The following is a 26,996-nucleotide window of genomic DNA, read 5'->3' as shown; positions in this document are numbered from 1 at the left end:
TCTTAGCGCACCACGTATACAGAGACGTCTGAATGCCGCACGACCCGTGCAGCATTCGGGCCTAGCAGATAATCTTTCAAGTCGGGTTTGTGCGCACCGATCACGATCAGATCGCTACCAGCACTGTCCGCAGTTTTCAGGATTTCCTGATAGGCAGTACCCGTCGCGACCACATGGCGTATCTTTTCATTCCGATCCGCACCCAGTGTGGACACACACATCTCGGCCAGTTTGGTATGTGCCTCTTCCAGCGCCTTGTCGTGAAAATCACTTTCGAAAAAGCCGGACACCCAGCTTTCTCCGAAATCCGGCAGGACCGTCACCACATCCAATTGAGCACCTTCCTGATCGGCCAGCTTCGCAGCTTTCTTCAGAACATGCGTATCAAGATCGCCGTTGCTGATATCGACGGCACAGAGAACAGCGTTTGTCATGCGGTCACCTCTTGTCTGGCGGCACGGCCGCGCTGAAGGAAAGCGATCAGGCCCAGCAATAGCATTGCCGGAATGTAGATCAACTGTTTGGGTGGCTGGCTGGCGGGCAAGCTGACCGAAGTCAGGCGGACGGCCTCATCCCCGTAATAGTCGAAGATATCCAGGTCATCCGCGACAGGTGTCCCGAACAGCGGCTCTTCCAATTTGACCAGCCCGTCTTCTTCAAGCAGCAGCAGACCCATCGCGTCTACGCGCGCTTGGCCTCCTTCTTCGCTGCCAACGGGAACGACAACCGTTGTGTCCGTCATCTCAAGCGTGTCAAAGTCCGGCCCGCTGATGACCATGCGCACCTCGGTACCCGGAGGGGTTTCGCCGATGGTTTCCACAAATGCAGCAGGCTCGACCGAGGTAAACGGTGGCGCGATGCGGTTCATGAAGAAGTCGGGCCTAAACAGCGCGAATGCCACCAAGATCAGTGCGATGCTTTCATAGATCCGACTGCGGGTCAGGAAATACCCCATTGTCCCAGCCGTGAAGACGAGGATGGCGATTGTCGCAAATATCGCTACGGTTATGCCTTCGACCCACGTCACATCGATCAGCAGCAGGTCTGTGTTGAAGATGAACACGAACGGCAAGGCCACGGTGCGCAGGCTGTAAAAGAACGCAATAAACCCGGTTTTGATTGCGTCACCACCCGATACTGCGGCGGCCGCAAAACTGGCCAATCCAACCGGCGGGGTCACGTCTGCCATGATCCCAAAGTAAAAGACGAACAGGTGCACCGCGATCAACGGCACGATAAGTCCGCTTTGCGCACCCAGCTCAACAACCACACCAGCCATCAGCGAACTGACCACAATATAGTTTGCGGTGGTCGGCAGGCCCATGCCCAGGATCAGGCTTAGCAGGCCGACCATAATCAGCATCAGGATCAGGTTGCCGCCTGACAGGAACTCAACCAAGTCGGCCATCACTTGCCCGACACCTGTCAGGGTCACAGTGCCCACGATGACGCCGGCTGTTGCCGTTGCCAGCGCGATACCAATCATGTTCCGCGCGCCGTCGATCATGCCTTGCCAAAGGTCTGCGACACCATCAATGAACGTGTTGTAGACGTTGCTTTGCCCGCGGAATATCGCCTTGAGCGGCTTCTGCGTCAGCAGGATCACGAACAGCAGCGTCGTGGCCCAGAAAGCCGACAGACCCGGTGACTTCTGCTCGATCATCAGGAAGTAGACCAGCACGATGATCGGCAACAGGTAGTGCAGCCCAGCCTTGTAGATATCAGCTATGACCGGCAGGGTCACTTCTTTGGCATTTGGATCGTCCGGCTCAAGATCCGGCACCTGAGCAGCCAGATACAGCAGCGCCACATAGATGGCGCAGATGATCAGGCTGAGGACCAGCCCAGCCGAAGACGGCACCCAGTTTGTCACTGCTTCGACCGGGAACTGAGAACCGTAGCACAGCCCGGCAAAGACGAGGAAGAAAGACAACATCCCAACGACCGTGCGCGCCAGCTTTACGTCGCGGTCGCCCAGCGTGGGCATGTTCCGCTTCACGGCCTCAAGGTGCACGATGTAGACCAAAGCGATGTAAGAGATCGCCGCAGGCAGGAAGGCGTGGGTGATCACCTCGACATAAGAAATGCCGACATATTCCACCATCAAGAAGGCCGCGGCCCCCATCACGGGCGGCATGATCTGTCCGTTCACGGATGAGGCAACCTCGACCGATCCGGCTTGTTCGCTGCTAAAGCCTACGCGCTTCATCAGCGGTATGGTGAATGTACCGGTTGTCACAACGTTGGCGATGGACGAACCCGAGATCAGGCCGGTCGCGGCCGAACCCACGACGGCCGCCTTGGCAGGACCACCACGCAGGTGCCCCAAGGCACCGAAAGCCATCTTGATAAAGTAATTCCCTGCCCCGGCCTTATCCAGCAACGCGCCAAACAGAACAAACAGGAAGACGAATTTGGTCGAAACCCCAAGCGCGATACCAAACACGCCCTCGGACGTGATCCACATATGGCTCATCGCCTTTTTCAGGCTTGCGCCTTTCCAGCGGATCACTTCGGGAACCCAATCAGAGGAACCGAAGAAAACATACACTAAGAATATCGTCGCAATGATCGCCATTGCGGGGCCAAGCGCACGACGCGCGGCCTCGAACAACAACAGCAGACCAACCAGGGCGACCCATTTGTCGGTGTCATCCGCAAGACCGCCTGCATCGACGATCTTGTTGTAAAAGAAATAGCCATACAGCGCGACAAACGCGCCCAGCAGCCCCATGATCCAATCCTGAACCGGGATATAGTTGCGCGGGCTGGATTTCAGCGCCGGATAGGCTGCAAAGGCCAGAAACAACGCAAAGGCCAGGTGAAACTGCCGCGCGTTGTTCACAACGCTGCCGGGCAGAACATAGTTTGCCAGTGGCGAGGCCAGGATGACCTGAAAGATCGACCAGATCGCGGCCACAACGGCCAGGAAGATCCCGACATTACCGACCGGATTACGTCCACCCGCATCGGATGAGGCAACAAGATCCTGTAGCTCTTCTTCGGATAGCGGACGATTGGATTGTGTGTCGGAACTCATGAATTGTCTCCCCGTCGCGGCCATTTTTGGCCTTCTGAACCACCCGATTTGTTCGGGTTTGGGTCGCAGGGCGCCCGTTGGGCACCCCGCTTTAGGTCTGGCTTACTGAACCCAGCCTTTTTCTTTGTAGTACTTCTCGGCACCCGGATGCAGCGGAGCCGACAGGCCGTCTGCAATCATCTCTTCGGGCTTGAGGTTGGCAAATGCAGGGTGCAGCTTTTTGAAATCGTCGAAGTTCTCGAAGACCGAGCTGACAACCGCATAAACCGCGTCATCCGACACGTCTGCCGAGGTCACGAAGGTCGCGCCCACACCAAAGGTCGAGGTGTCGCCATCTGAACCACGGTACATGCCACCGGGGATTGTCGCAGTACGGTAGAACGAGTTGTCGTCTACCAGCTTGCTGACGGCGTCGCCGCTGACGTTCACCAGAACCGAGTCACAGGCTGTAGTCGCTTCCTGGATCGAACCCGACGGGTGACCAACGGTGTAAACCATCGCGTCGATCTGATTGTCGCACAGAGCCGCCGACTGTTCAGCCGCTTTCAGCTCGGTCGCCAGTTCGAAATCGTCGGTGGTCCAACCCATTTCGCCCAGCAGGACTTCCATCGTGCCACGCTGACCGGAACCGGGGTTGCCGATGTTGACGCGCTTGCCCTTCAGGTCTTCGAAGTTGGTGATGCCGGAATCGGCACGTGCAACAACGGTGAATGGTTCGGGGTGTACCGAGAAGACGGCGCGCAGGTTTTCAAAGGGGCCAGCCTCTTCGAATTTCGAGCTGCCGTTAAACGCGTGGTACTGCCAGTCGGACTGAGCGACACCAAATTCCAGCTCGCCTTCGCGAATGGTGTTGATGTTGTAGACCGAACCACCAGTCGACTCGACCGAGCAACGCACGCCGTGCTCTTTACGGCCTTTGTTCACCAGACGGCAGATCGCGCCACCAGTCGGATAGTACACGCCGGTCACACCGCCGGTACCAATGGTGATAAACTCTTCTGCATAAGCGGCCGGAGCCATAAGAGCAGCGGTAACGACCGCGCCCAGGCTAAGCTTGCTGCTATTTTTCATTTTTGAGAACTCCCAACTCTTATTGTGGATGAGAGACAGTTCAGCGGCCCCCATCAAAGGACCTTGCCGGTACGGCAAGCGAACCCGCCTTGCAACGGGTCAAGCATCTGAAATTTAAAAGTCTCCCAACACCTTTGACGTTTCATTCAGACACTCCGCTTGTCAACCCCTGCGCGGGGCATGAAGGCCCCGATCCGCAGATGTGAGGAGATTTCCGAAAGTTTCCCCCTTTAACGGGGTGAAGTGGAGAACCCCCTCACCTCCAGCAACACCGCAATATCGATGCCTTACGCGCTGCCTTTCATTTTCCGCTGTTGTTGGGGTAACGCGGGGGTATCACATTGCCTTTTTTTTGCCGTCTCACCCCCAGACCGGCCAAACCACAGGCGTAAACCGGACCGCAATCCCCGCAAGGCTTTGTTACTCAGCACTTTTCTCAGTCTTTCCAGCACCATGCGCGCCGGTTTGTGACGTTTTGCACCCCGGGATTTAGCATAACACCCACCTAAACCTCGGCCCCAGCGCGGCTACTTCAGATTACCGAAATCAGTACGCGTGCTGCTGCTACAAAACCGGTCCCGGCCACTACGCTAGCCAATAGTATGCAGCCAATTTCAAGTGCGCTAAGCTTCATTTCGAACTCCATCAAAATGGTTTCGCTCGCGATAAACCAAACAATTCGCGTTGAATAGTCTGCGCAAGTTTCCGTTGCGAAAACTTGCTACGGAGGCGGCGTGGATTTGCTCAAACAGAGCCATCAAGGTTAGCTCGTGACTTTCACTCTGTCGTTATGTGCTTGACCTGTGGTCACGCGGCATCACCGAAGGGAATTGAAGCTGGCACTTCCACCCTAGGCACTGGACCAATAAACCCAAAATCTGCTCACTTGCAGCAAAGCAGACGTTCAGGCAGCCTGCAGCGAACGGCTGCTCCGAGCCCAGAGCCGACGGATTGGATTCGTGTGTTTTGCCGATGCAGCATTTCCATCGCTCAGTTCAATGCAAAGGATCCGCTGCAACGCAACAAAAAGGCGGACGTTCGTTGTATGTGCAGCGAAATCTGGAGAACCCGGAAATAAGAAGTTTTTCTTGCCTCTTAGCGGTTCTCCCGGCCCGCTAGGTGAATCCGAACCCGATTTGGAGGAAAAGACGCGGCTGATGCATTTTCTACTTGTGTCACTAGTCGTATGTTTCAGCGAAACATTCGTATTCCGGACGTTGAATGCTCTCTAGGACCTATGGTAACGAAATTTGCATAGGCAGGGATCAGACCGGCTTGAAACTTTCTCGGCCAGATTCCGAGACAATCACAAGTACTTCCGCCTGCTTGAATTGTTTAAGCAAAACAGTTCGTATTTCAGTGGATATCGCGTCGACCTGTAGCCCACTGATTGCCGCTTTAGGATTGACATAAACGGCCGTGGAGAAGGTGCGGCCCGCTTTGAGAACCGCAACATCAACCAGATCGACATCGTGCTTGGTCACGACCTCAGTTACAACTCGATGCACACTGGCCACCACGTCCTGGCTGGCACTGACACCCAACACCTCGCCCATGCTGCTTTTGAAGTCAGACCAGTAAGTTCCCGACGCCACCAAGCAAAGGACCACTACGATGATGCTGTCTCCGACGGGCGCGATAAACGCTAGAGATGTTCCCTGCAAAAGAAAAACGATTCCAAAACCTACGCCGGCGCATCCAGTGATGGCTCCATCAAAGGCGGCGGCGCGTGCTTCAAGTTTCAGTATATCGCTGGCTTCGCCGGTTTTTTTCCAGCTTCTGTGATGGTTGAACCAAAGCCCGGCGCAGATCAGGCAAATCACGAAGGTATAAACGCCAATCACTTCAAACCTCACCGGTGCTGGCGTGGTACCGCCGGCATAGGCGGCAATCTTGGCGACCGCGTTTGTGAATGCAAACACCACAAGCCCAAGCAGGGACAATGACCGAAATGTGGTGAATACGGCCTCGTCCATGGCGTATCCGAACGGTCGATCGGCATCGGCGCCTGCTGCAGATTGCCGACCGACCCGGATCGCTACCATTGCCGAGAAAAACCCCACCAATGAGAATAACCCGTCCACCATCAAGGCCTCTGAATTTGACAGAATCGATGCCGCAACCCCGGCAACGCCCATCGTCAGATTGCCAACCATTCCGACACGCAGTGCCGAGGATTCCGAGTTCCGAGAGTTGTCAGTCATAGCGCTCCGGCAGGTTTAATATGGGCGCGATCCTAGTAACTGCGGGTGTTTCCGCTCGAGAGCAATTCGTTCAGGGATTGGCCGCCACACACTGTTTCAGACAAGCCCAGCAATGAACCGTCCGCAACATACCGGGCCGTTAAATTGCCCGAACCCAAGGATTGGTACAAGGAAGAGCCATCTTCACCCACGGCAGACAAGTACAGGAACACCTTGGCGTCCGGCAGAGAACTGGTAGATGTCGTTTCGCAAATCAGCACATCCGGATGATCGGGCGATAGCGATCCTGCGATGGCCTGACCAGATATGACGGCAAAACACATAGCGAGTTTGACCTGGGTTTTCATTGCAGCTCCTGTCTTGATGGACTTGTGAGTGCTTGAGGACACCTTGCGCAATTTCCACAAAACCAAGCCCCATGCCCCTTTGCTAGCGTGGCGATGACCCGGCGATGATTTTTCGGCCAAAAATGGTCGACCGAGCACTGGCTCTTGCCCTACGGCAATTCCAGGCGCCTATGGTTTGCCAGAAATCCGTGGATGGATGTAGTCAGGCTCCATTCCCGCTTTTTTCATCGCGATGCCCGTGAGAAATTGGAACATGGTCCGACGTACGAGGCGCGCCGTCTGCTGCCCCTTGTTGTCGTAGAATGGGTTGAATTCTACAAAGTCGACACCAACGATGGTTTTGGTCGCCGCAAACTGGCGCAGCATCGGGAACAGATCCTCGGGATGTGAGCCAATTGGCGAGGACGACCCAGTTCCTGGAGCGTAGCTCATATCAAATGTGTCGATGTCGAAAGAGACATACACAAGATCAATATCCTTGAGGTCTTCGTAAATCTTGTTGAATGTTTCTACGACACCATCGCGCCGAATTTCGTGGATGTGATAAACCTTACCGCCTTCCGACAGGACCTGATCCCAATCGCCTTCTCCGAAGACCGGAGTCGCCATGCCGTATTGGATCACGTTGCTGCCATCAACCAGCCCCTCTTCAACGGCCATGGTCATGAAACTGCCTGAGTGATAATAGGCGCCGAATTTGCCCTGTCCGCGGTCAAGATGCACATCGAAATGGACAAATGCGACCTTGTTTCGACCATAGACATCAACGATGCCCCGATACGTGCCATTGGGTACAGAATGATCTCCCCCGACGATGAACGGAATAGTGCCGACCGATGCGATTTCACGCGTCATTCTGCGAATTTCTTCCAGAGTATGGGCCTGATTATAGGCATTCAAACCAGCATCTCCATAATCAACGGCGTTCAGAACGGTGAATGGTGCCAGCAAAGTCTCATATTCGACCCAACTTAGCGGGAACTTTGGATCGCCATATCCGCCATAGTCACGCGTCGTCCGAATTTCTGCGGGCGCCCACATGTTTCCGGCCGAGTGTGGCAGCGCCCCGGTTGGCGCCCCAAAGATAGCGACGTCAACTTCTCCGGCCACGAGGTCCTCGGGGCGTAACGCGACAGGAAGCTTAAAGAAAGTTTGAATGCCAACCGGTTCCATTTGCAACTGGTACCGCTGGACGTCGATGGGTCCGGCTTCGCCCCGGCTGCCTGTCCCCTCGCGCAAATCGCGCCAGATATTGGTCGATTTGTCCTGCTTGATGTTCATTTTGGAGGGATCGTCTTGGTTGATATGCGGCATCGGCGCAGGGTCTTCTTTCGGTGCCGCGTCTACGATATCCTTGAGCATCTGTGCCGATCCAGTCTCGGGCATCGCACCGAGTGCCAACAACACCGACGCGATGGGCAGAAATCCAAAAATCTTCATCAGCAAGACCTTTCCACATTGATAAATCAGACCGACCAAGCGATCACAGATCATTTTGCAAAACAGAGGCTGACAAAGATACGTAAATTGTGCATCATTTTTTGAAATGTAATCAGTCCTTTCGAACGAATTGATCGGCAATACAGGTAAGGTGTGAGATGACGATCCAGAACATCCTGCTACACGATGCCGACGACATTTCGCAGTTCCTGTATCAGGCGACAGGCATGGTTCCGGGCTACACTCAGTTCTCTACTGGGGCGGCAAATCTGAACTATCAGGTCTTTGAGGTTGATGGGGTCAGCCTGTTGTGGGCGAAGTGTCAGTCGCATTGTCGCTGGCAGGATCAGATGACAGACGATGGCAGGTTGCATTTTGCAGTCATGCTGAAGGCCGAAAATGGCGCAACGTCGCTTGGGCACGCTCTGAGTTCACAGGATGCCATGCTGTTCCGCCCGGGACATGACATGGACTATGTTTTTCATGGAGCCGTCGAAACCCTAGAAATCGGTGTCTCCCGAGAGCTTGTGGATGAATTGGGCTGGACTTTCTCCGGACCGCCTTTGGCACGCTTACCGGGCCCGGAACTGGAGCAATTGGTGAAGGTCTGTCGCCGGGCCAGCGCACTGGTCACTCAAGTTGGTGGCGGCGGTTCCGCAGCACCGGGCCTTGCGGTTGCGCGAGGCGACATCCTGAACGCACTGGAAGCCGCTCTAACCCCTTGGTTGCCAACCCAATACGCTGCAAGTTTTGAGTTTCTCCGCAGCAACAGGTATCATCAAGTCGTTCGGAAAATGGACAAATTCATGGGTAGTGTGAACGAGCCCTTCGTAGATCTGACATCTGTTTCGCGCGCACTTGGTGTCGGGCGACGCAGTCTATTTTATGCTTTTCGCAGATCCATGGGTCTGACGCCCGGAAGATACCTTGAGCTTCTTCGGCTTAACGACTTGCGATCCCGTCTGGAAAAAGCCGATGCGTCGAGACAGACGGTGACCCAGATAGCGACAGAGATGGGGTTTGGCGACCTTGGTCGCATGGCCGGAAAATACCAAAATCAATTTGGCGAATTCCCAAAAGAAACGCTGCGGCGCTGACTCAAATCGGGCGGCGTGACAGCGTGGTACTTGGGAGCTCTCCGAATAATGCCCGATATTTGCCAGCCATGCGCCCGAGTTCCGAAAACCCGTGTTCATTTGCAAGGCTGGTCACGGAGTTTCCGCCATCGGCTGCATAGTAAAGGCAGGATCGCAGGGCATTGAGACGCAAGAGTTCGTGGAATCTGCGCGGGCCCACTCCATATTGGTTTTTGAAGGCCTGAAACATGCTGCGCTTGGAGACTCCGATCTCTTGGGCCAGTGCCGATACACTTGTGTCGATGACATAGTCATTGTCGGCAAGCAGTTTCCATGTTTCCTGCACGATGTGGCCGCTAGTGCGGCTTCCGTGTGCCCGGGTTTGGTCAAAGTCTGGCCTCTGCCAGGGGTGAAGCGCCACATCAAGAAGATCCAGAATAGCTGCTTGCGCGTCCCACGTATCTGACGTCGCAAGTCGCGGTGTGCTGGCGAGGCTGAACCCGGAAAACATCCGGTTGGCCACCTGGCTTAAAGCTTTAGAAACAGAGTAATCGATTTCCGCGGTTTGATGTGGAAGACAGTCCCAACCGTAATTCTGCGCGAAATCCTGCGAAAAACTTATCTCCAATGTCGTGTAATACCCGTTGGTCAGAAGGTCAGACGATTGACCGGGCCGAAGCAGGTGGGCCGTTGTTTTGGCGATGTCCTGATCACCAATCTTGGGACTGCCTTCTGCCTGAGCGAGAACGGCAAATCGCCACTCATGCGACACCATATTGTCGGTCCACAGGTGTTTCCCATTGCCAGAAACCCGCATCACACACAGATCGCCAAGATCGATACTTTGAGCTTCCAGGATCGCGGCGCCGGTGTTCATCTGCAAAAACCGAGTGTCCGTGCTGGTCTGTTGTAAATAGAATCCCGCCAGCGTATCCGCGTCTGCCAAATCAATGGAAAATTTGTCGACCGACAGCATTACTCGCTCTCCTGAAAACCAACGCAAGGTACCTAAAAGACAGAAATCAGGGCCCGTCGCGTCGCTGAGACCAATGTTATGCATCAAATGCACTTTCTGCATAGCGCAATTTTTTCGAGTCAAATAGCCTGATGTCTGCCAAATCTAGTTTCTCCAAATTGAGAGGGTCGAATGTGATTATTCGCGCTGTACGTTTGCTCAACATGTCAGCCTTGGTCGCTGTGGCTTTAGCAACAACCGGTTTCGCCGAAGACAACCCCACGCCTGACCTTTCGTCAGAACCCCAAATTGACGGGTTGCCACAAACGCTCGTTCCGTGGCGGGATCCGAATAATCCGAATGTTCAGCTACTCGATCCGGGGTGGAACAAATATTACTTGCGAAAAGATATGGTCGGCGACAATCCCGAACGCGAAGCCGGTCCCATTGACTTGCAACGGTATTATGCCGTTCCGATGAAACATGCGTTCCCGACCTATTTTGGTCTTCCGATCGCGATGACGCCGGATGATCTGAAAGCCGGCGATGTTGATATCGCTCTGGTTGGAGCCCCATCCGAATACAACCCCTCAAGCGGCACAGGTTGGGCCGCCAATTACATGCGCCTCATTCACAACTATGACTTTGCCCAGACTGGCCACGATATGTGGTTCAACAACCAGTATTTTGACGAACTCAACATCGTTGACTATGGCAATGCCAACCAGCACCCGTCGTTAATGATGCAGAACTTCGCGGACCAAGCGCTGGTTTTCAAAGAAATCCTCGACGGTGAAGCCATGCCTATGATCATTGGCGGCGACCATGGCACCCAAGTCGCCTCGCTGATAGCGCTTTATGATCACTTTGGCCCTAAGAGTTTTACAGTCGTTCACTTTGATGCCCATACCGATCTGGCGCCGCCGGATGGCAGGCTTGGCATGTTCACCCATGGCGGCGCCGCCTTGCGGTATGCGCACGAACAGGGGCTCATCAATGGTGACCAGATTTTCCATGTCGGCCTGCGCGGTGCTTATGAAAGTGTCGAGCGTATGGACTGGATGTTCAATAATGAGACGAATTATTACTTCATGCCACGTTTCGAGAGAAACGGATTTGACGAAACGGCTCAGGAACTCATTGATGAGCTTAAGGGACGCAGGATCTATATCTCGCTGGACATGGACGTGATTGATCCAGCGCATGTTCCCGGTGTCTCCAACCCGGAGATCGGAGGCTTTACCACGCTCGAGATGATGAAATTGCTTCGCATGATCTTCCTGCAGAATGAAGTGATTGCCATAGATTTCTCAGAATATTCGCCAATTCTGGACGACCGCCGCCGCAACACTGCAAACGCGATCAGCCGGTTGCAGCGCCATATTTTTGCAGCCTATGCAGCACGCAAGTCTGGCATCACCAATCCTAACTATGTGCATCCTTCGATGCTTGAGGATAACAGCAAGTGAACAGCGCCGCCTGGTCGCGCCACCGCTACAAACAGACTTGCGTTAATCACTAAAAGACGCCTTTTATGAGGGGGCTTTTCTTAGGCAGGGTGCACGACATGAACAAACGGTTTCGAGCCATTTCAAACCGCTGGCTGACACAGGTATGACCGATAACAGCGCTAGCGCTTCTAGTTTTTTTCGCAGCATCATTCGCGAGCCATTGTTGCATTTTTTGGTCCTGGCGGCGCTCATCTTTGCGTGTCAGGCCATCTTCGCACAAGACAAGCGCGAACTGATCCTCGTAGATGCGGCCACACAGAAATTCCTTTTCGATCAGGAAGAGGAATTGTCACTGAGGCCGCTCACTGACCCAGAAAAATCTGAGATCGTCAGTGGCTTTGTCGAAGAAGAGATATTGGTTCGTGAAGCGGTGAAACGCGGATACTCTGACAGCTCCCGCGTGCGCGGGCTGCTGCTGCAAAACATGCGTTTCTTCATATCCGGAAACTTACCCGAGCCGACTGAAGAGCAACTGAAAGCGTTTTTTGAGGAGAACCAGGATAAGTTTGAAAGTCCGCCGAGTGTCGATCTGGATCACGTCGTTTTCAACTCCGCAGATGCGGTTCCGAGTGATCTTTTGCAGCAGCTCAATGCCGACGCAGATCCGAGTCTATTCGGCGAGACCGATTTTGTCTTTAGCAGAACCCTCAAGAACATGGACCAAAGACGCATTGTGCAGGCCTTCGGAGGGGCGACGGCAAAAGGCGTCCTCGCCGCCCTAGAAGACAGCGTTGCCTGGAACGGACCCTTTGTTTCTCCAACCGGCACTGTACATTTCTTGCGCGTGAAACGGAAAAATCCGCCAAAGGTGCCTGAGTTCGAGCAAGTTAAGGACTGGATTGCGACACAGTGGCTGGCCAGCAAGTCACGCGAAATGATGGAAGAAGAAATGCGTGCCGTCGAACCTGGCTACAGAATTGAAATCGAAGACATCGCCGGAGATAGCACGGGTGGTTAGGGCCTTTGCGCTTTTCTTTCTGACAGCGCTTCTCTTTGCAGGAGTCGGCCCGGTGCGCGCTCATACATTGGGTGTCGACCGCGCCGACCTGATCGAAATGGGTCCCGGGCAATACCGGCTTGTATCGAAAGTGCCGAGGCGGATCTCGCCGGCCATTGTTTCGCCGATATTGCCGGACAAGTGTGAGTTCATTGGAAACCCAAATGGCGAAAGGGGCTCCTACGCAGTCACATTCAATTTCTCTTGCACCACCTCGCTAACGGCCACCGACCAAGTGTCGTTGCCCTGGAAACGCGAAGGTGTGCTGCTCTCGGCGCACTGGCAGGGCCAGAAGCCGGTGACGCGGCTGGCCAAGAGAGAGGGCGCCACAATCACGTTGCATCTGGACGAGTGGCTCGCAGGATCCGGATCTTCTTTGCGCGCCGCCAAACGATATACTGTTCTTGGGGTCGAACATATTCTGGCCGGTCTGGATCACCTGCTGTTCGTCTTCGCGCTCCTGTTCATCGTCAATCGTCGCTGGCTGTTGGTAAAAACCATCACAGCCTTTACCATTGCACATTCCATCACATTGGGGCTTGCCACCTTTGGCTATGTCTCGTTGCCTTCCGCTCCCGTGGAGGCAACGATTGCATTGTCTATCGTTTTTCTCGCCTCCGAGATCATCAGCCATATGCGCGGTGGCAGCTCGCTGACATATCGAGCGCCCTGGATGGTGGCCTTCGTCTTTGGCCTTTTGCATGGTCTGGGCTTTGCTGGGGCATTGTCGGAAATCGGGTTACCGCCTCAGGAAGTTCCGATTGCTCTGCTGTTCTTCAACATCGGCGTGGAAATCGGCCAGCTGATTTTTGTTGCAGCCATTCTCGCCATCGGGTGGTTCTTGCAAAAATTGCCGATACCCAACCACCTGAGAACCGGCGCGCAATATCTTTTAATCTATGCGCTGGGGACAATGTCCGCTTACTGGCTTGTTGAGCGAACGCTGAACATATTCGCATAGGACTCTGGCGAACTGCGATATCCAACGAAACGGCGTTTTTGGGTCTGCATAACCTTCCGGTTGGTAGATTTGTTGAAAGACGGTTTGAGATTTGGGCATCGATGTAGTTTTGAATGACCGGTCTGGCGACATCGGCTGCAAGGCAGCGATGAGCGTGCCGCGCCTGCGAACGGATGCTGCGTCAGCAAACACCCGAATGGGCAACGGCAGCAAAGTCCGCATTGCAGTCTTTCACACCGAGTGCAGCGAACGTCTGCTTCGAGCCCAAAGCTGCCATTTGTCCAACCCTTACTTACTGCTCCGTGGCGACGGTTACTCTGAGCACGACAATTTTGCTACGCCCCGTCAGAGCCTTGGTATTTTTCCAAAAACGCTTCTGCGCTCAGCGTCCGAAAATCTTGAAGCGCTGCGTAGAGTGCCGCATGTGGCCAGTCCCACCAGGCCAGAGCGATCAGTCGTTCCGCGATTTCACGTGGTTGACGAAGGCGCAATGGTTTAGCCGGGGTACCCGCGACAATGGTATAGGGTTCTATGTCCTTGGTCACAACAGCGCCTGCCGCGATGACAGCGCCGTGGCCCAGTGTGACCTCTGGTTTCACCATGGCACCTGCACCGATCCACGTGTCATGGCCGATGGTGGCGGTGCGGGACATGCGGTGAGCAAAGAATGCTTCGTCGCGCCCAGCATCCTGCCAATAGTCGTCAGAACGATACATAAAGTGATGCAAAGATGCGGTGTGCAGGGGATGGTCTGTTGCGCCGATGCGCGTAAAGGCCGCGATATTGGCAAATTTGCCAATTTGGGCATTCACGATGTCAGCGTAGCGGTCGCAATAGCTGTAGTCGCCAAAAACCGAATTGTTAACGCGCGAGCCTTTGCCGATCTCTACAAATGCGCCAAAGCTACTGTCTGTAATTTCGCAATCAGGATGAATATAGGGTGTGTCTGCCGAAAGTTTGGGCATAGTTTTGTCGTCCAACACTAGTCCTTGCTTCCGATCAATTTGCCGCGCAGCCATCCCGAGAACCAATCCATAAACATCACCATGAAGACGATCAGGACAATGTAATAGGCGACCTCTTCCCAATCCTTCTGGGTTTGGATAGCCTGTGTCAGCATAAGGCCGATGCCACCACCGGTGATTGCTCCAATGATCGTGGCCGAACGCGTATTGGACTCCAGGAAGTAGAGGATCTGCGCCAGAAGCACCGGCACCACCTGTGGGATCACGCCAAAGCGGTAGCATTGCAGCGGATTGGCCCCGGTCGAGGAAACGCCTTCGATCTGCTTCTGGTCCACGTTTTCTAATGCTTCGGAGAAGATCTTGCCGAACGTGCCGGTGTCCGTAATCAGAATTGCCAGTGTTCCTGTCAGCGGCCCAGGACCGAAGGCGCGTACCAGAACAACGGTCCAGATCAGTGCATCGACCCCGCGTACAAAGTCAAAAACCCGCCGCGTGCTCGCCCGTAGCAGCATAAATGGCGAAAAACGCTTGGCAGCTAAAAAGGCCAGAGGCAGAGCCAGAATCGCGGCCCCCATCGTGCCAAGGAAAGCCATCAGGATCGTTTCACCTATCGCCCAGGCTACATCCTTGTGCCGCCACATCTTGTTGTGCCACCAATCGGACACAGCCCCAGCAATGTTTCCGCGCTCGGGGTCCAATCGTTCGCCAAACAGTATCGAACCAAGGCTTTGGTCGTGGTACGGACTGTCGAGGGTGAACCAGAATAGCTCCCATCCGGGGAAATAGTTGAACACTTCGGTGCGCGCACCGGTCAGCGTAATTCGGCCCTCTGGCGTCGTGATCCCGATGCGGCGGTTTGAGGCTGAAATCCAATCGGGCAAGTCTTCCGGCAGGTTACTGGTTAGGCTGCGCCCCTCGGCCTGCACTTCGATCAACGGGAAACCGGGCACCTCGATCTCGGTCCGGTTTTCCGGCAAGTAGCGCACGATATTGTCGCCACCCAGATCGATAGTGATCACTTCGTCGCCACTGACCCAATCCGGGCGCTGACCTTCGGGGTAGCGGCCTTTACGCTCGCCCTCGACGGCATAGCTGATCTCGCCGGAACGGTTGTCGCGTGTGACGTGAACCTTGTGCGACCAGCTGTCAGAGGCGAGCGTGACTGCGTTGTCGATGTTGGCCCGCTGCGCGAGCCCGGGAAGATCGAAGACAAAGAAAATACAAACTAAATAGGCGAAAATAATTGCCGGGATGCCAAAACCGATGAGCCGCTTGCGTTGAAATAGCTTGTCGGCCGTGTGTTTGGTCAGGCTTAGATAGGTCGCGGTCATTGGCCTTGCCCCTCTGTCAATCGGTTGCGGTAGCGGCTGGAGACCTGATCAAAGAACACGATGGTTCCGAAAAGTAATATGAAGATCGCTGCGGCTTCGTCAAACCGGCCAGGGCCCCAAGCCATGGCATTGCGCAGCTCGTAGCCAATACCTCCCGCACCAACAAAGCCTAGTATGGCGGACGCGCGAATGTTGATCTCGAATCGCAGCAAAGAATAACTAATGTAGTTGGGCGCGACCTGCGGCAACACGCCTAAGAGCATGCGCTGCGACCATGTCGCACCCGTCGAAGCAAGACCCTCAACAGGCTTGAGATCAGCATTTTCAGCGACCTCGGAGAACATCTTTCCCAGTGCGCCTGCCGTGTGGAAGGCAATGGCAATCATAGCCGGCACCGGGCCGCCGCCGAGGACGAAAATCAGAACAAGCGCGATCACGATCTCAGGCACCGCGCGCATGATATCCGAGATGCGCCGAAAGAGCGGGATCAGGCGCGGCCATTTACCCAGACCGCGGGTGCCCAGCAAAGACAAAAAGATGCCGCCGACGAGGCCGATCAGGGTCGAGACCGCGGCGATGTTGATGGTTTCTACAAGAGCCGGAAAGCTTTTTGCGATCAAACCGGGCAGATCGGCGCGTTTTTCCCAAGCCTCGGACAGCACGTCGGCCGGATAGTGGCCGATTTGGTGTAGTCCTTCCCAGAAACCGCCCGCATTGCGGTCATCAGCGATGTTGAAGCCCGAGACCATCAGGACGACGAAGATCAGTATGGTCAAGCCGCCATAAAGTCTACGCCGCTGAACCTGCGCCTTATAGCTCGACTGGATATTGCCCACGCTTTGCGGTGCGCCGCCTGCGGAAATGTCTGCCATTTTGTCCCCGGAAAAAAGAATACCGACAGGCCCTAAGGCCTGTCGGGTGCGTCATGGAAATGACTTAGCCACCGATTTTTGCTTTGCGCGCTTCGACGATCGAGATGTAGGTGTCGTGGGTCACCGGCTGGAAGCCCAGCGTGTCGCCGGCAGCCACGCCATAGGCGCAATCGGGATCGGCTTCGAACAGACCATCGACCAGCGCGGTCATGGTAGCTTTAACGTCTGCTGGCAGGGCCTTGCGCAGAACGATTGGACCTTCAGGGATCACTTTGGATTTCCAGATTTGGACCATGTCATTCATGTCGACGAGGCCCGCGTCCACGGCTTTGCGCAGCGCGCCGGAGTTGTAGCCGTCTTCCCAGTTGCCCTGACCGTCAGCCCAGGTCACACCGCCATCAATGTCACCGTTGTTGACTGCAACGATGGTTTGCTCGTGGCCACCCGTGAATTTCACTTCGCCGAAGTAATCACCGGATTCAATGGTCACGCCGTCTTTGTACTGCGGGATCTCGATGGACGGTATCAGGTAGCCCGACGTGGAGTTCGGGTCGCCAAAGCCAAAAACTTTGCCTTCCATGTCATCGAGCGACGCAATGCCGCTGTCTTTGCGGGCGAACCCGATCGAGTGATAGCCAACCGAGCCGTCAACGTTCACTTTGATCAGAACAGGCTCAACTGCGTCCGTGTTTTGCAGGTAAGTCGCGGCGTAGGACGATGCGCCCAGCCATGCCATGTCGATCGTTCCGCCCAGCAAGCCCTGTATCACGCCGTTGTAATCGGCAGGCGCAAACAGCTTGGTTTCTACGCCAAGAGCTTCAGTCGTGTAGTCGGCCAGACACTGATAGGAGTTCATGCGGTCTTGTGCGTTTTCGCCACCCAGAATGCCGATGCGAAATTCCGTGATGCCGTCAGCGAAGGCGGCTCCGCTCAGAGCAGTTGTGGCGGCAAGCGCCAATGCGAGGGTCTTTTTCATCTTCGTCTCCGTTGGGTTGATGAAGGTGGCCCGCGAAAGGCGCGGGTGACAGCTGGCTCAGGCGTAGACTTTATGGGCCTCTGGCATGTCCAGTGTTTCAATTTCGGTGGATGTAGCGGCTTCGGAAAAATCTGCGCCTGCCCCGTATATTTCGCGAGCCACACCGGTGGTCAGCTGCGCAGGCGCGCCATCAAATACGATCCGTCCGTCGCGCATTCCGATCACCCTGTCGCAATACCGGCGCGCGGTATCCAGTGTGTGCAGGTTGGCAATAACTGTCCGACCGTCTTGTTCGTGAATGTCGCGAAGCGATTGCATGACCACTTGGGCGTTCATCGGATCGAGCGAGGCAATCGGTTCATCTGCCAGAATGATCTTGGGGTCCTGCATCAGCGCACGTGCAATGGCGACGCGCTGTTGCTGACCGCCGGACAGCGCCTCGGCGCGTTTGGGCGCTTGGTCGGCAATGCCAAGCCGGTCAAGGATATCGATTGCTTGGTGGATGTCTAACTGCGGGTACAGGTTAAACATCGTCGCCAAAGTGCTGCGCTTGTTCAAAGTACCGTGCAACACGTTCGAAACCACATCCATGCGTGGGACAAGGTTGAACTGTTGAAAGATCATCGCGCATCGCGATTGCCAATCCCGCTTGGCCGCGCCTCGAAGAGCTGTGATGTCTTCACCTTCAAAAGTAATGGTCCCGCTGGTCGCATCACTGAGGCGATTGACCATCCGAAGCAGGGTGGATTTACCAGCCCCGGAACGGCCGATGACCCCGATCATTGTTGGCTGGTTAACGGAAATGTTGGCTGCATTTACAGCCGTCTTGTCTCCGAACCGTTTGGTCAGCGCGTCGATCTTTAACATATCGCCCCCTTGTTTGAGGGGCTGATATTGGCGCTACACTACATCCGCGTGACGGATTTGATTCAGTTTTTTGGCATTTGCACAACCGATTTGTGACAGCCAGTTTTCTCTCTCCAGGCCGGCACTGATCAGAACAAGTTCTTTTTTAAAAAGTTATATCCTCGGGGCGTCACAAACCTGTTACATTTGGAAACCGATCCGGCAATGGAGCAAATATGCGCGCACGTTCCCGTTTGATAGTGGCTGTCTCATTGGCCCTACCGACACTCGCCAGCGCTAAAATGGAAGATGTTAGCTGCGATGACAGCGCGCGCATGACGAACATGCTGACTGAGGTTTTGGGTGCTGAACGCCAGGGCATGGGCCTACGCGATCCGGACACCATGTTGGAAGTTTGGGTTACCCGCAAAAGCGGCGATTGGATGATCGTCCAGAACTACGCAAACGGCACATCTTGCATAGTCGCCATGGGCGAACATTGGGAAGCCGCCGAAACGGGGCCTGCCTAAGTCAAAGCTTCTTCTTGACCTTACACAACGAGGCCTAAGACGTCGCCAATCTATCCAGAAGAAGTTTGATTTTGCGTGCACCAAAATCCTGTTGCCAACTATTGCCAATGTCTGCTTGCCGTCTTTGGCGCTCTCCGCTGCGGTCGCGAAGCACATAGAGCGGAGCTTAGCTCAAAGAAATCGAGCGGCAGCTTCGTCCGCAATTCGGTCGTTGAAACACCTCGCATCGAACGGCTGCTTTTGGTCGTTTTATTGGTCCAGAGCCTAATCACTCGGTAAAGGCCCATGAGCTACAGGCCGCTATCAGGGATTGGCGGGACGCAGAGCTTGCCCGGCGCAATTCAACGACTTGGCGCGGTGGGCCGCCATGCGGCAGGCGGCGCTGCAATACTTTGCGGTGCTGCGCCGGACCTCAAACGCCTTGGCGCACCAGTCACACAGCCGGGCCTGCTTGCCTGCGTCCCGCTTGTGCTGCAGGCGGTGCTGCTGGTGTTCCGCTTTTTTTTGCCGCTTGGCTGCCTCGCGCATTTGGGCTGTGTCTGCGTCACTTATCGGCGGGCCCGCATCCCCTCGCCGTAGCGCGCGGTTGGCGCATGCCTTGCTGCAGCAGTGCAGGCGGTTGTGGCCGTCATGCATGGCTGGTGCGGTTTGCCGTGTTTGCAACGGTAGATCCCGCCTCCAGCGGAAATCAGGGTGCAAGCGTGGCAGTGCTAGTGAATACACCGGCAGGCCGTCCTGTAGCGCTTCCCCGCAAGCGGCGCATTGCTTGGCGTTCGTCATGGCGTTTCCTCCTGTGGTTGGGGCTGGAGCCTGTGGCAGTGAGGGCAGCGGGGCTGGCCTGCGGTGTTAACCGCCTCTGCCTGTTTGTAGCCACGCCTCCACCACACAAAGGCAATGTCCGTCTGGTGGGGATTGTCGAGGCTGCTTTCACCCGCCAGGTATGCAGCCTGCCCCTGCTTGTGGGCGCGGATCTGCGCAGGGGTGCGGGGTTCATCCGTCATCCGCCTCAGTCTCCAGCGGTTCGCCCAGCGCCTCGAGTTCACCGGCGGCCCACTGGCGCAGCGCACGCAGCAGGGCGACCTGTTGGGGTGCTGGGGTCTCATACCACCCCTGTGACGCAGCTACAGCCAGCCCTGCGTCTGCCTCAGGGTCCGGCAGGGCCACAAGCACGGCCTCACCGCTATCAATCGTCATAGCGTCGCAAAACGCAGCCGCGTAGAACTCTGCCTCGGAGGCGTTGGATATGTTGGCACGGACGTCTGCGTATGTGCGTGGTTCAGTCATTGTCTTGCCCTCCGGATTTGCCCTCGATCACGTCATCAGGGTGCGCGCCTTCTGCAATCACATTGCGCCCGGTTGGCTTTCTCGGCTTGCCACGCGGCTTGCGCGGGCGCTTTGGCTTGCTGGCTGGTGTGGTGCTGGAATTGGGCGTTTCGGCCTCCTGTGCGGCTTTCTTGGCGAAGTAGTGCTCCCGCTCGCGTTCAAGCGTCTCAACGTTGGATAGCAGGGCTATTTCCGCCACCGTACAGGTGAGCGTGACAGTCCCCTCGTACTCACTGCGCCCAAGCTGACCTGTGACACTCACCGGCATGCGCTGTTTCAGGTATGCGGCCAGCGCTTCCCCGCGCTTCCCCCAAAGGGCGCAATCGAACGTCTCGGCCCCCTCGCCTCGGCCAACTTGCACCCGGAAGTTAGCCACCTGTGCGGACCCTGCCGCGTTCAGTGTCGCGCCTTTGCTGATGAACCCGCCAAAGCTGACGGTTGCTCCTGATTTCTGTGTCATTGGTGTTTCCACTGCGTTGGTGGTGCGCGCGTGTGTGCGCGGTTGAATTCCGGTGTGCTTTTTTTCTTCCCCGCCCGCTCTGACAAACTGGCGTGGCAGCTCCCTGTGAGGGCAGCGCAATGGCGCGTGTGGCGGGCGTGCCCACAAACACTGGCGCGGCAGCGTGTGGAGGTGTTGTGCAAGGCTGGGGAATGGCGCGAGGCGTGGCAGCCGGTGCGTGACATAGCGGTGTGGTGATGCGGGACTGCTGATGCGCAGACGCAAGCCAAGCCGTTCCACGGTTCCCCAGCCCTGCGCAACACCACCAAGGGGGCGCAATGGCGATTGTGACGCGGTTCGGGGTTCACGGCGCGTCCTCCCATGGCGGCAGGTGGTCAAGCCAATCCTCTGCCGCAGCATCGCCGTGCTCGGGTTCGTTTTCCGCGCTGGGCGTGCCCCCTATAACGAATGTGTCCTCCTTAGTAGGACGCAAACGGGGGTTTTGTGTCCTACTCAGTAGGACGCAAAGGCTCCAGCACATCGGCGCGGTTTGGCCCAAAATCATACACGGGCGCGCGCTTTCCGCTGGCGGGTTCAGCCTCATAAATCACGCCCAGCTCCAGTAGCTGTTTAAGCGCATGCGTAGCGGTCTTGTTCGTCGCGCCCATCAGCCGGGCAATTGAGCGTTGCGCACGCCGCCAGCCTCGTTTTGAGTGCCACTTGCAGGCCATCAGGTGCAGCAGCAGCCGGGCGGACATATCCAGCTTCAGGCCCTGAAAGCACGCCTCGGCATATGCCCGTGCCTCTTTGTTCGTTGTTATGGGCGGCCACGCCTCAACATCAGCAGCAAGGGCTGGACGCTTCAGGCTACCGCTGCCATATGTTGCTTTGTTGCTCATTGCTTTGCCTCCTGCGAGACGTTGCGATGGACAGTTGGCTGCGGGCCGGGTTTCGTCACTCGGCCTGCAAACCCCCTCAGCCCTCACCATCCGCCCGCACCTCCACTGCTGCCTCAATCTGGATGGCGCGACGCCGCATGGCCTTTGCCAGCTCGAGGCGCTGTGCATCATTCAGGCTTGCGTAATCGGTGCCAGTGACGCACCGGGCGCGGCCTGTGGGCTGAACCGTGAATGCTATGTGGTTGCTTGCGTCCGTCATGGCCTCGGACCTTCCACGCTGCGCTCAAGCGCTCTTTGGATGTCCCGCCCTAGGTATCTGGGCGGGGCGTTGGTGTAGAACCTGGTGATTGCAGGGCCATTCCCTGAGCGGCACCAGCGCTTGAGGCATGACGGCGTAATGCCAACGATTGTTGCTGCCTCGCCGTGCGTGTAGGCAATGTCCGGATCTATCGTGCCAACCTCACGCACCCAAACCCTCAGGGCGTCAATCTCATCCCGCAGGCCGTCAATCTCGGCACGCAGGCAGGCCACCTCAGCCATGCAGGCGTTCATGATCCACCTGCCGCTGCGTCTATGAACTCGAGGATATGCAAGCCGCGATACTTTGGTGGCCCGCTGACGAACAGTCGGGTGATCCTCGGCCCGCTCTCCTCGGCCCTCCAGCGCTCCAGCGTGCGCCTGCTAACGCCCAATATCTGCGCGGTGCGGGCGGGGTCATACAGCACGTCCTGCTCTATCTGTCCGTCACTGGTGGCCAGCACAGACGGGGTAATAGGCGTTAGGATTTCAGGCTCTGCCGTCACCACCTCGGGCTTAGCGTTCGGGGTCTGTGCCATGTGATAATCTCCGTTAAAACGTTGCCCCTCAGGGGTGCCACGGAAAGTCGGTTACCTTGGAGTAGGGAAAGGTAACTATTTGGCTGGACGGTCTGTAACGCGCTGCAAACGCTGGACATAAAAAAGCCCCCAGCCCTTTTTTTGGGGTTGGAGGCTTACAGGTTCGGGCAGGCAGAGGCGTTTACCGCACGGCCACTGGCTTTCTCAGCTCCTGAGCTACCAAGCGCACCGGGTCATCAATCGCCGGGTTGTAGTTTGCACCCAGCGCGTCCTGTATCACCTGCACAGTCCTGCTCGGGCTGTACTCAGCCACCACGGGGCCATGTTCCGGCCCAATCTCCTGCGCTGGCAGCCACTTGGTTTCCCAGTTCTTCACAGCGGTGTCAGCAACACGGTAGCCTGTTGCGCGCAGCTTGGCCGCAACCGTGTCCCGTGCCTTGGTTTTGCCCATTTGCCCGTGCTGCACCAGAAACCGCACACAGGCCACGGCGTAGCAGCGCAGGGTTTCCTCAGACGCCGCCACCGGGGATTTGGCAGCCGGGCGCGTTATGGCAGTCACCTGCCCCTGCAGCTTGCGCTCAGCCACGCGGGTTGCGCTCGCCAGCAGTGTGGTGCGCTGCAGGTCCGGCAGGGCCTCCTGCGCAAACGCCACCAGCGCCCGCACCGTTATGCCCTCCTGCGCGGCCTGTGACACGCCCGGTGTGTTCGCCTCGCCCAGCGCGTCGAGTAACGCCTCAGCAGCCGCACCCAGCCGGGGAACGTCCCCCAAGCCACTCAGGCGCACATGAGCCAATGTTGTGCTGTCCTGTCCGTTTTTTTTTGCCGTCCGTCATGCCACCACCTCCAGCACATGCCGTTCCCATTGCGCTTGCGCCTCAACCCGCTGCGTCCATAGCTCAGCCGCTGAATAGCGCTGCATCAGGTCATCCCGCTTGTGGCCAATCATGAGTTCACACACCCGCTCAGGTATGCCCAATTCCTCCAGCCCGGTGCAGTACGTCCTGCGCAGCGCCTGAAACCCAACATCAGGATTGCCCAGCGCGTCACGCATCGGGCGCAGCAAGTTGGCATAGCCCCTAATGCGCTTGCCGCCCCTGCCGGGGAAATACAGTCCGGTGCCCGCCAGTTCGGGCTGTGACGTCAAAAGGTGCTGTGAATGCGTCCCCAGCGGCACCCGCACCGCCTCACCCATTTTGTGCAGCGCTGCAGGCACGGTCCAAATGCCGTCTGCCACATCCGCGCGCGTAATCCATGCGGTTTCATTGCGGCGCTGTCCCGTCAGCAGGGCAAAGCGCAGTAAGTCGCGGTATGCTGGGTTGCTATGCGCGCCGGTTGCAATCCAGAACGCCCGTATTTCCTCAGCCTTTGTGAGCGTGACCCTTGCGCGGGCGTTCAGCTTTGCCGCCCGCGTTGCCGTGGCCCGGCGATACCCGGCCAGAACGTTGACAGGCACGTGTCCGTCATTCGCAGCCCACGTCAGCAGGCCGGATAAGCACTTGCGGAAGTAATCAGGCTGCAGCCCTGCCGCCTCCAATGCCCCCATTTGCGCGGTGATATGCGCTCGGGTCAAATCCGCTGCCGGGCGGTTGCGGTGGCTGTGCAGGTTGCGGGTGAGGTTGGAAACCACGTCTACGCGCCTCACCACCTGCCGTGCCTGCAGACTGTCCGCGTATGCCTCGATCAGTTGGGCCACGGTTATGGCGTCCCTGCCGTCCGTCACGTCTACGCCCTGCCGTAGCAATGCCAGCAGGCGCAGCGCCTCGGCGCGGGCATCGGCCAAGCTCACCTCGGCTACGCTGCCAATCCTGACGTTGCGGAGCGGTGCCGCCCTGCCATGCCCAACACGGGCGCGCAGGTAGTATGACTTTGCACCGCTGGGGGAAACACGCACGCGCAGACCAGGCGTTTGTGCGTCGCGCACCTCATAGCGCTGGGCGCGGGGTTTCAGGTTTCGCACCCGATTGCTGGTGAGGGCAACGGGCTGAGCTGGTTTCTGGCGCAGGCGCACCAGATCCGGTGTTTGCTTTGCTGTCATGCTTTGCTGCTTTCGTCAGTTGGCCGGGGTAACCCCGGGGTATCACATTGCTGCAGTACTGAGGCGTTCCCAGTCGCCAAGGTAGGGGCAATCGCCAGTGTTTAAAACCCTATTTATGCGTTGAGGCGGGTGCCGCTCGTTTACGCACCTCCCTTTAACGGGGCGGTTTCGCACAGATCGGCATCACTGGGCCGGATCATGAAAAACCGCGCCAGCTAAATATCCAAAAACACTTTGAAAGTTTGGATTCCGCAACATAGGCTTGGCCAAACGACCTGATGTTTCATGAATTTACGCGGAAGGGTTCTGGACAGTGGACGGCAAATCACCCAGTCCGATGCTTGTGATCGCCATAGCCCTTAGTGCGGCCATCGCAATCTGGGGCATAGCTGACCCGCAAGGCCTAGGTCGCATTGCTGCATCAGCGGTTGAGACGCAATTCAACAGCCGCGGCTGGTTCATCATGCTTGAGGTCAGCGGGCTTTTGTTTGTGGTCCTCTACTTGGCCCTGTCAAAGTTCGGAAATATCCGCCTTGGCCCCGATACAGCCGAGCCCGAGTTTTCAACAACCGCTTGGATCGCAATGTTATTTGCTGCCGGGATGGGTGTCGGGCTGCTGTTCTATGGGGCGGCAGAACCCCTGACCCATTACGAAGTGCTGCGCCAGTACGGTAGCGATGCCGAAGCGGCCAGTTATGCGATGTTCGTGACCTACTTGAACTGGGGATTCCACGCCTGGGCGATTTACGGAATCGTCGGATTGGTCATCGCCTATTTTGCCTATCGCCGAAATCGCACTTTGTTGCTGAGCGCCCCAATCACCGACGCACTTGGCGAAGCAGGTTGGACAAAAGCGCTGGGGTGGGTTTTCGACTTGCTCTCGATCGTCGCAATAGCCGTCGGGTTGGCGGGCTCAATGGCAATGGGGGTATTTCAGATCCAAACCGGATTGGCAGGCCTGTTGGGTATAGAAACCCCAGGCGTGCTGACGCTGCCCGTTTTTGTCGCGCTGTGTATTGCTTTCATCATACCGTTGCGTCGCGATCTGGGCGACGGAATGGCCCTGCTATCCAACGCGGCAATGCTGACCGCCGTCGGGATGATGGTCTATCTTCTGGTGCTGGGCCCAACCTCTTATCTGATGGACGGCATTGTTTCCGGATTCGGGCGCTATCTGTTCGGTGTCCTGCCAGCAGGATTCTCGACCGCAGAATTCTTCGACGACCTGTTGGTCGACTGGTTCCACGGCTGGACGCTGAACTATATGATCTGGTGGCTGGCTTGGTCACCTTTCGTGGGCATTTTCATCGCCCGGATTTCCCGCGGACGCACGATCCGAGAGTTTCTGATCGGAGTCGTCGTCACCCCTACACTTTTCTCTATCCTGTGGTTCGGCGTTTTTGGCGGCTTGGGTTTTTTCGATGCTTTGCGTCAGGACGGAGCCTTATCAGCCGTCAACGCAGAGAACCTTGACGCAACAACATTTGCGTTGCTTGAGCGCTTCCCGCTAGATGGCATCACAAGAATGGCAACAATCCTTGCCGCGTTCCTGTTCGTGGTTACCAGCGTCGTAAGCGCCGGGTTCACCCTTGCGATGATAGGGACCGGAGGCGACGACAACCCCTCCCCCCGAATTCGTACGATTTGGGGCATTATCCTTGGCGCGTTAGGGATGGCGATGATTCTGGTGGGCGATATCTCTCTGGTAAGGTCCATAATAGCGCTGTCAGCCATCGCCTTCGTGTTTATCGTGCCAATTCTTGTTGTCTGTCTGTTCAAACGTCTGGTGCAGGAGGACCGATCATGAGTGGCCAACTGATCGACACCGCACTGAACCTAAGCGTTTTCGCCTATATCGGGTTTCTGGCGTGGCTGATCCTGCGACGCAGTAAGTGAGCGCAGAAATTGGGAACAGATTCGGCTTGAACAGCCCAAGTCTGTTCGCTTTTTCCTGAGTTTGCCGGAAAACTCGCTCTAAGAAACTGCCCGCGCACACCGCGGCACTCAGATTTTCGTCAAGCTTTCCAAGGACCGTCACAATCCCAACGTTTTCGATACCCTGGTCAAAAGTGGCAACATGAGCATTTGAAACGCCAAAATAGAAAAAACAGAGAGCAGGTTCCCCTTACCCTCTGTTTTTACCTTGGTACCCAAGGCCGGACTCGAACCGGCACGTCCGTTAGGACGGGGGATTTTGAATCCCCTGCGTCTACCATTCCGCCACTTGGGCCACGAACACTGGATTAGCGCTCATAATCGGGAAGGTCCAGAGGCAAAAAACAACCGATATTCAGTTTGTTTTCTTCAGGCACGGTTGACGCCCCATCAGGCGCATGGTTTGG

General features: G+C 56.5%; 26 protein-coding genes, 1 tRNA gene and 2 pseudogenes. 6 read left to right on the top strand and 23 right to left on the bottom strand.

Going from position 1 to position 26,996, the window contains the following annotated elements:
- Positions 1–2 precede the first annotated feature (2 nt).
- The 6 genes from DHN12_RS01330 to DHN12_RS01305 form a co-directional block, all read right to left on the bottom strand.
- A complete protein-coding gene (locus DHN12_RS01330; RefSeq protein WP_058271716.1) occupies positions 3–434 on the bottom strand; it encodes a universal stress protein in 432 nt (143 codons plus the stop codon).
- Positions 431–3,040 (bottom strand): TRAP transporter permease, encoded by a 2,610-nt coding sequence (locus tag DHN12_RS01325; protein ID WP_108858566.1) that lies wholly within the window; start codon positions 3,038–3,040, stop codon positions 431–433. Before DHN12_RS01325 ends, DHN12_RS01330 begins: the two co-directional genes overlap by 4 nt.
- Before the next feature lie 102 nt (positions 3,041–3,142).
- Positions 3,143–4,111 (bottom strand): TAXI family TRAP transporter solute-binding subunit, encoded by a 969-nt coding sequence (locus DHN12_RS01320; protein WP_108858565.1) that lies wholly within the window; start codon positions 4,109–4,111, stop codon positions 3,143–3,145.
- 1,265 nt (positions 4,112–5,376) lie between these two features.
- A complete protein-coding gene (locus DHN12_RS01315; RefSeq protein ID WP_255415453.1) occupies positions 5,377–6,267 on the bottom strand; it encodes a cation transporter in 891 nt (296 codons plus the stop codon).
- Positions 6,268–6,347: 80 nt separating this feature from the next.
- On the bottom strand, positions 6,348–6,662 hold the full coding sequence (locus DHN12_RS01310; protein ID WP_108858563.1) for a hypothetical protein: 315 nt from the start codon (positions 6,660–6,662) through the stop codon (positions 6,348–6,350).
- A 168-nt stretch (positions 6,663–6,830) separates the two neighbouring features.
- Complete coding sequence (locus tag DHN12_RS01305) at positions 6,831–8,102, bottom strand: arginase family protein (RefSeq protein WP_159089943.1); 1,272 nt, start codon at positions 8,100–8,102, stop codon at positions 6,831–6,833.
- A 158-nt stretch (positions 8,103–8,260) separates the two neighbouring features.
- Between DHN12_RS01305 and DHN12_RS01300 the strand changes: the two genes are divergently transcribed.
- Positions 8,261–9,199, top strand: coding sequence for an AraC family transcriptional regulator (locus DHN12_RS01300; RefSeq protein WP_108858561.1), 939 nt, complete (start codon positions 8,261–8,263; stop codon positions 9,197–9,199).
- Position 9,200: 1 nt separating this feature from the next.
- Here DHN12_RS01300 and DHN12_RS01295 read toward each other — a convergent pair whose 3' ends face one another.
- On the bottom strand, positions 9,201–10,154 hold the full coding sequence (locus DHN12_RS01295; protein WP_159089942.1) for a helix-turn-helix domain-containing protein: 954 nt from the start codon (positions 10,152–10,154) through the stop codon (positions 9,201–9,203).
- Between the two features lie 131 nt (positions 10,155–10,285).
- Between DHN12_RS01295 and DHN12_RS01290 the strand changes: the two genes are divergently transcribed.
- The 3 genes from DHN12_RS01290 (at position 10,286) to DHN12_RS01280 (ending at position 13,602) form a co-directional block, all read left to right on the top strand.
- Positions 10,286–11,602: an arginase family protein gene (locus tag DHN12_RS01290; protein WP_108858559.1), complete on the top strand. Its 1,317-nt coding sequence runs from the start codon at positions 10,286–10,288 to the stop codon at positions 11,600–11,602.
- A gap of 145 nt (positions 11,603–11,747) precedes the next feature.
- Positions 11,748–12,602, top strand: a complete 855-nt coding sequence (locus tag DHN12_RS01285; protein WP_108858558.1) for a peptidyl-prolyl cis-trans isomerase — start codon at positions 11,748–11,750, stop codon at positions 12,600–12,602.
- Positions 12,603–12,654: 52 nt separating this feature from the next.
- Complete coding sequence (locus tag DHN12_RS01280) at positions 12,655–13,602, top strand: HupE/UreJ family protein (protein ID WP_199913458.1); 948 nt, start codon at positions 12,655–12,657, stop codon at positions 13,600–13,602.
- A gap of 335 nt (positions 13,603–13,937) precedes the next feature.
- Here DHN12_RS01280 and DHN12_RS01275 read toward each other — a convergent pair whose 3' ends face one another.
- The 5 genes from DHN12_RS01275 to phnC form a co-directional block, all read right to left on the bottom strand.
- Positions 13,938–14,567, bottom strand: a complete 630-nt coding sequence (locus tag DHN12_RS01275; protein WP_108859065.1) for a DapH/DapD/GlmU-related protein — start codon at positions 14,565–14,567, stop codon at positions 13,938–13,940.
- A gap of 17 nt (positions 14,568–14,584) precedes the next feature.
- A complete protein-coding gene (phnE, locus tag DHN12_RS01270) occupies positions 14,585–15,898 on the bottom strand; it encodes a phosphonate ABC transporter, permease protein PhnE (protein WP_108858557.1) in 1,314 nt (437 codons plus the stop codon).
- Positions 15,895–16,770 (bottom strand): phosphonate ABC transporter, permease protein PhnE, encoded by an 876-nt coding sequence (phnE, locus tag DHN12_RS01265; protein WP_108858556.1) that lies wholly within the window; start codon positions 16,768–16,770, stop codon positions 15,895–15,897. Before phnE (DHN12_RS01265) ends, phnE (DHN12_RS01270) begins: the two co-directional genes overlap by 4 nt.
- 64 nt (positions 16,771–16,834) lie before the next feature.
- Positions 16,835–17,746 carry a phosphonate ABC transporter substrate-binding protein gene (gene phnD, locus DHN12_RS01260; RefSeq protein WP_108858555.1) on the bottom strand — a complete coding sequence of 304 codons (912 nt, stop codon included), beginning with the start codon at positions 17,744–17,746 and terminating at the stop codon, positions 16,835–16,837.
- Between the two features lie 57 nt (positions 17,747–17,803).
- Positions 17,804–18,613: a phosphonate ABC transporter ATP-binding protein gene (gene phnC, locus DHN12_RS01255; RefSeq protein WP_108858554.1), complete on the bottom strand. Its 810-nt coding sequence runs from the start codon at positions 18,611–18,613 to the stop codon at positions 17,804–17,806.
- Positions 18,614–18,828: 215 nt separating this feature from the next.
- On the opposite strand from phnC, the gene DHN12_RS01250 reads away from it, so the two are divergent.
- The gene (locus tag DHN12_RS01250) at positions 18,829–19,122 is read left to right on the top strand and encodes a hypothetical protein (RefSeq protein ID WP_108858553.1); all 294 of its coding nucleotides are present in this window, start codon (positions 18,829–18,831) and stop codon (positions 19,120–19,122) included.
- Between the two features lie 303 nt (positions 19,123–19,425).
- Here DHN12_RS01250 and DHN12_RS01245 read toward each other — a convergent pair whose 3' ends face one another.
- The 10 genes and pseudogenes from DHN12_RS01245 to DHN12_RS25195 all read right to left on the bottom strand — a co-directional run.
- Entirely contained in the window at positions 19,426–19,902 is a 477-nt protein-coding gene (locus DHN12_RS01245) for a hypothetical protein (RefSeq protein ID WP_108858552.1), read from the bottom strand.
- A gap of 210 nt (positions 19,903–20,112) precedes the next feature.
- A complete protein-coding gene (locus DHN12_RS01235) occupies positions 20,113–20,406 on the bottom strand; it encodes a hypothetical protein (protein WP_108858550.1) in 294 nt (97 codons plus the stop codon).
- Complete coding sequence (locus DHN12_RS01230) at positions 20,399–20,905, bottom strand: single-stranded DNA-binding protein (RefSeq protein WP_108858549.1); 507 nt, start codon at positions 20,903–20,905, stop codon at positions 20,399–20,401. Before DHN12_RS01230 ends, DHN12_RS01235 begins: the two co-directional genes overlap by 8 nt.
- A 488-nt stretch (positions 20,906–21,393) precedes the next feature.
- A complete protein-coding gene (locus DHN12_RS01225) occupies positions 21,394–21,783 on the bottom strand; it encodes a hypothetical protein (protein WP_108858548.1) in 390 nt (129 codons plus the stop codon).
- 76 nt (positions 21,784–21,859) lie between these two features.
- A complete protein-coding gene (locus tag DHN12_RS01220; RefSeq protein ID WP_108858547.1) occupies positions 21,860–22,042 on the bottom strand; it encodes a hypothetical protein in 183 nt (60 codons plus the stop codon).
- On the bottom strand, positions 22,039–22,335 hold the full coding sequence (locus DHN12_RS01215; protein WP_108858546.1) for a hypothetical protein: 297 nt from the start codon (positions 22,333–22,335) through the stop codon (positions 22,039–22,041). The genes DHN12_RS01220 and DHN12_RS01215 overlap by 4 nt, the downstream gene beginning before the upstream one ends.
- Positions 22,332–22,619: a hypothetical protein gene (locus DHN12_RS01210; RefSeq protein WP_108858545.1), complete on the bottom strand. Its 288-nt coding sequence runs from the start codon at positions 22,617–22,619 to the stop codon at positions 22,332–22,334. Before DHN12_RS01210 ends, DHN12_RS01215 begins: the two co-directional genes overlap by 4 nt.
- 181 nt (positions 22,620–22,800) lie before the next feature.
- Entirely contained in the window at positions 22,801–23,412 is a 612-nt protein-coding gene (locus DHN12_RS01205) for a hypothetical protein (RefSeq protein WP_159089941.1), read from the bottom strand.
- Between the two features lie 36 nt (positions 23,413–23,448).
- A pseudogene (locus DHN12_RS25200) lies at positions 23,449–23,919 on the bottom strand (tyrosine-type recombinase/integrase); the annotation flags it as partial.
- Between the two features lie 417 nt (positions 23,920–24,336).
- Positions 24,337–24,654: pseudogene (locus tag DHN12_RS25195) on the bottom strand (Arm DNA-binding domain-containing protein); the annotation flags it as partial.
- Positions 24,655–24,991: 337 nt separating this feature from the next.
- On the opposite strand from DHN12_RS25195, the gene DHN12_RS01195 reads away from it, so the two are divergent.
- Entirely contained in the window at positions 24,992–26,461 is a 1,470-nt protein-coding gene (locus DHN12_RS01195; RefSeq protein ID WP_108858542.1) for a BCCT family transporter, read from the top strand.
- A 337-nt stretch (positions 26,462–26,798) separates the two neighbouring features.
- On the opposite strand, the gene DHN12_RS01190 is transcribed toward DHN12_RS01195, so the two are convergent.
- A tRNA-Leu gene (locus DHN12_RS01190) sits at positions 26,799–26,884 on the bottom strand.
- Between the last annotated feature and the right edge of the window lie 112 nt (positions 26,885–26,996).

The sequence above is a fragment of the Ruegeria sp. Alg231-54 genome (assembly GCF_900143525.1).
GTDB lineage: Bacteria > Pseudomonadota > Alphaproteobacteria > Rhodobacterales > Rhodobacteraceae > Ruegeria.
Note: the sequence above shows the minus strand (reverse complement) of the source record. Positions and strands in the feature narration are given on the sequence as shown.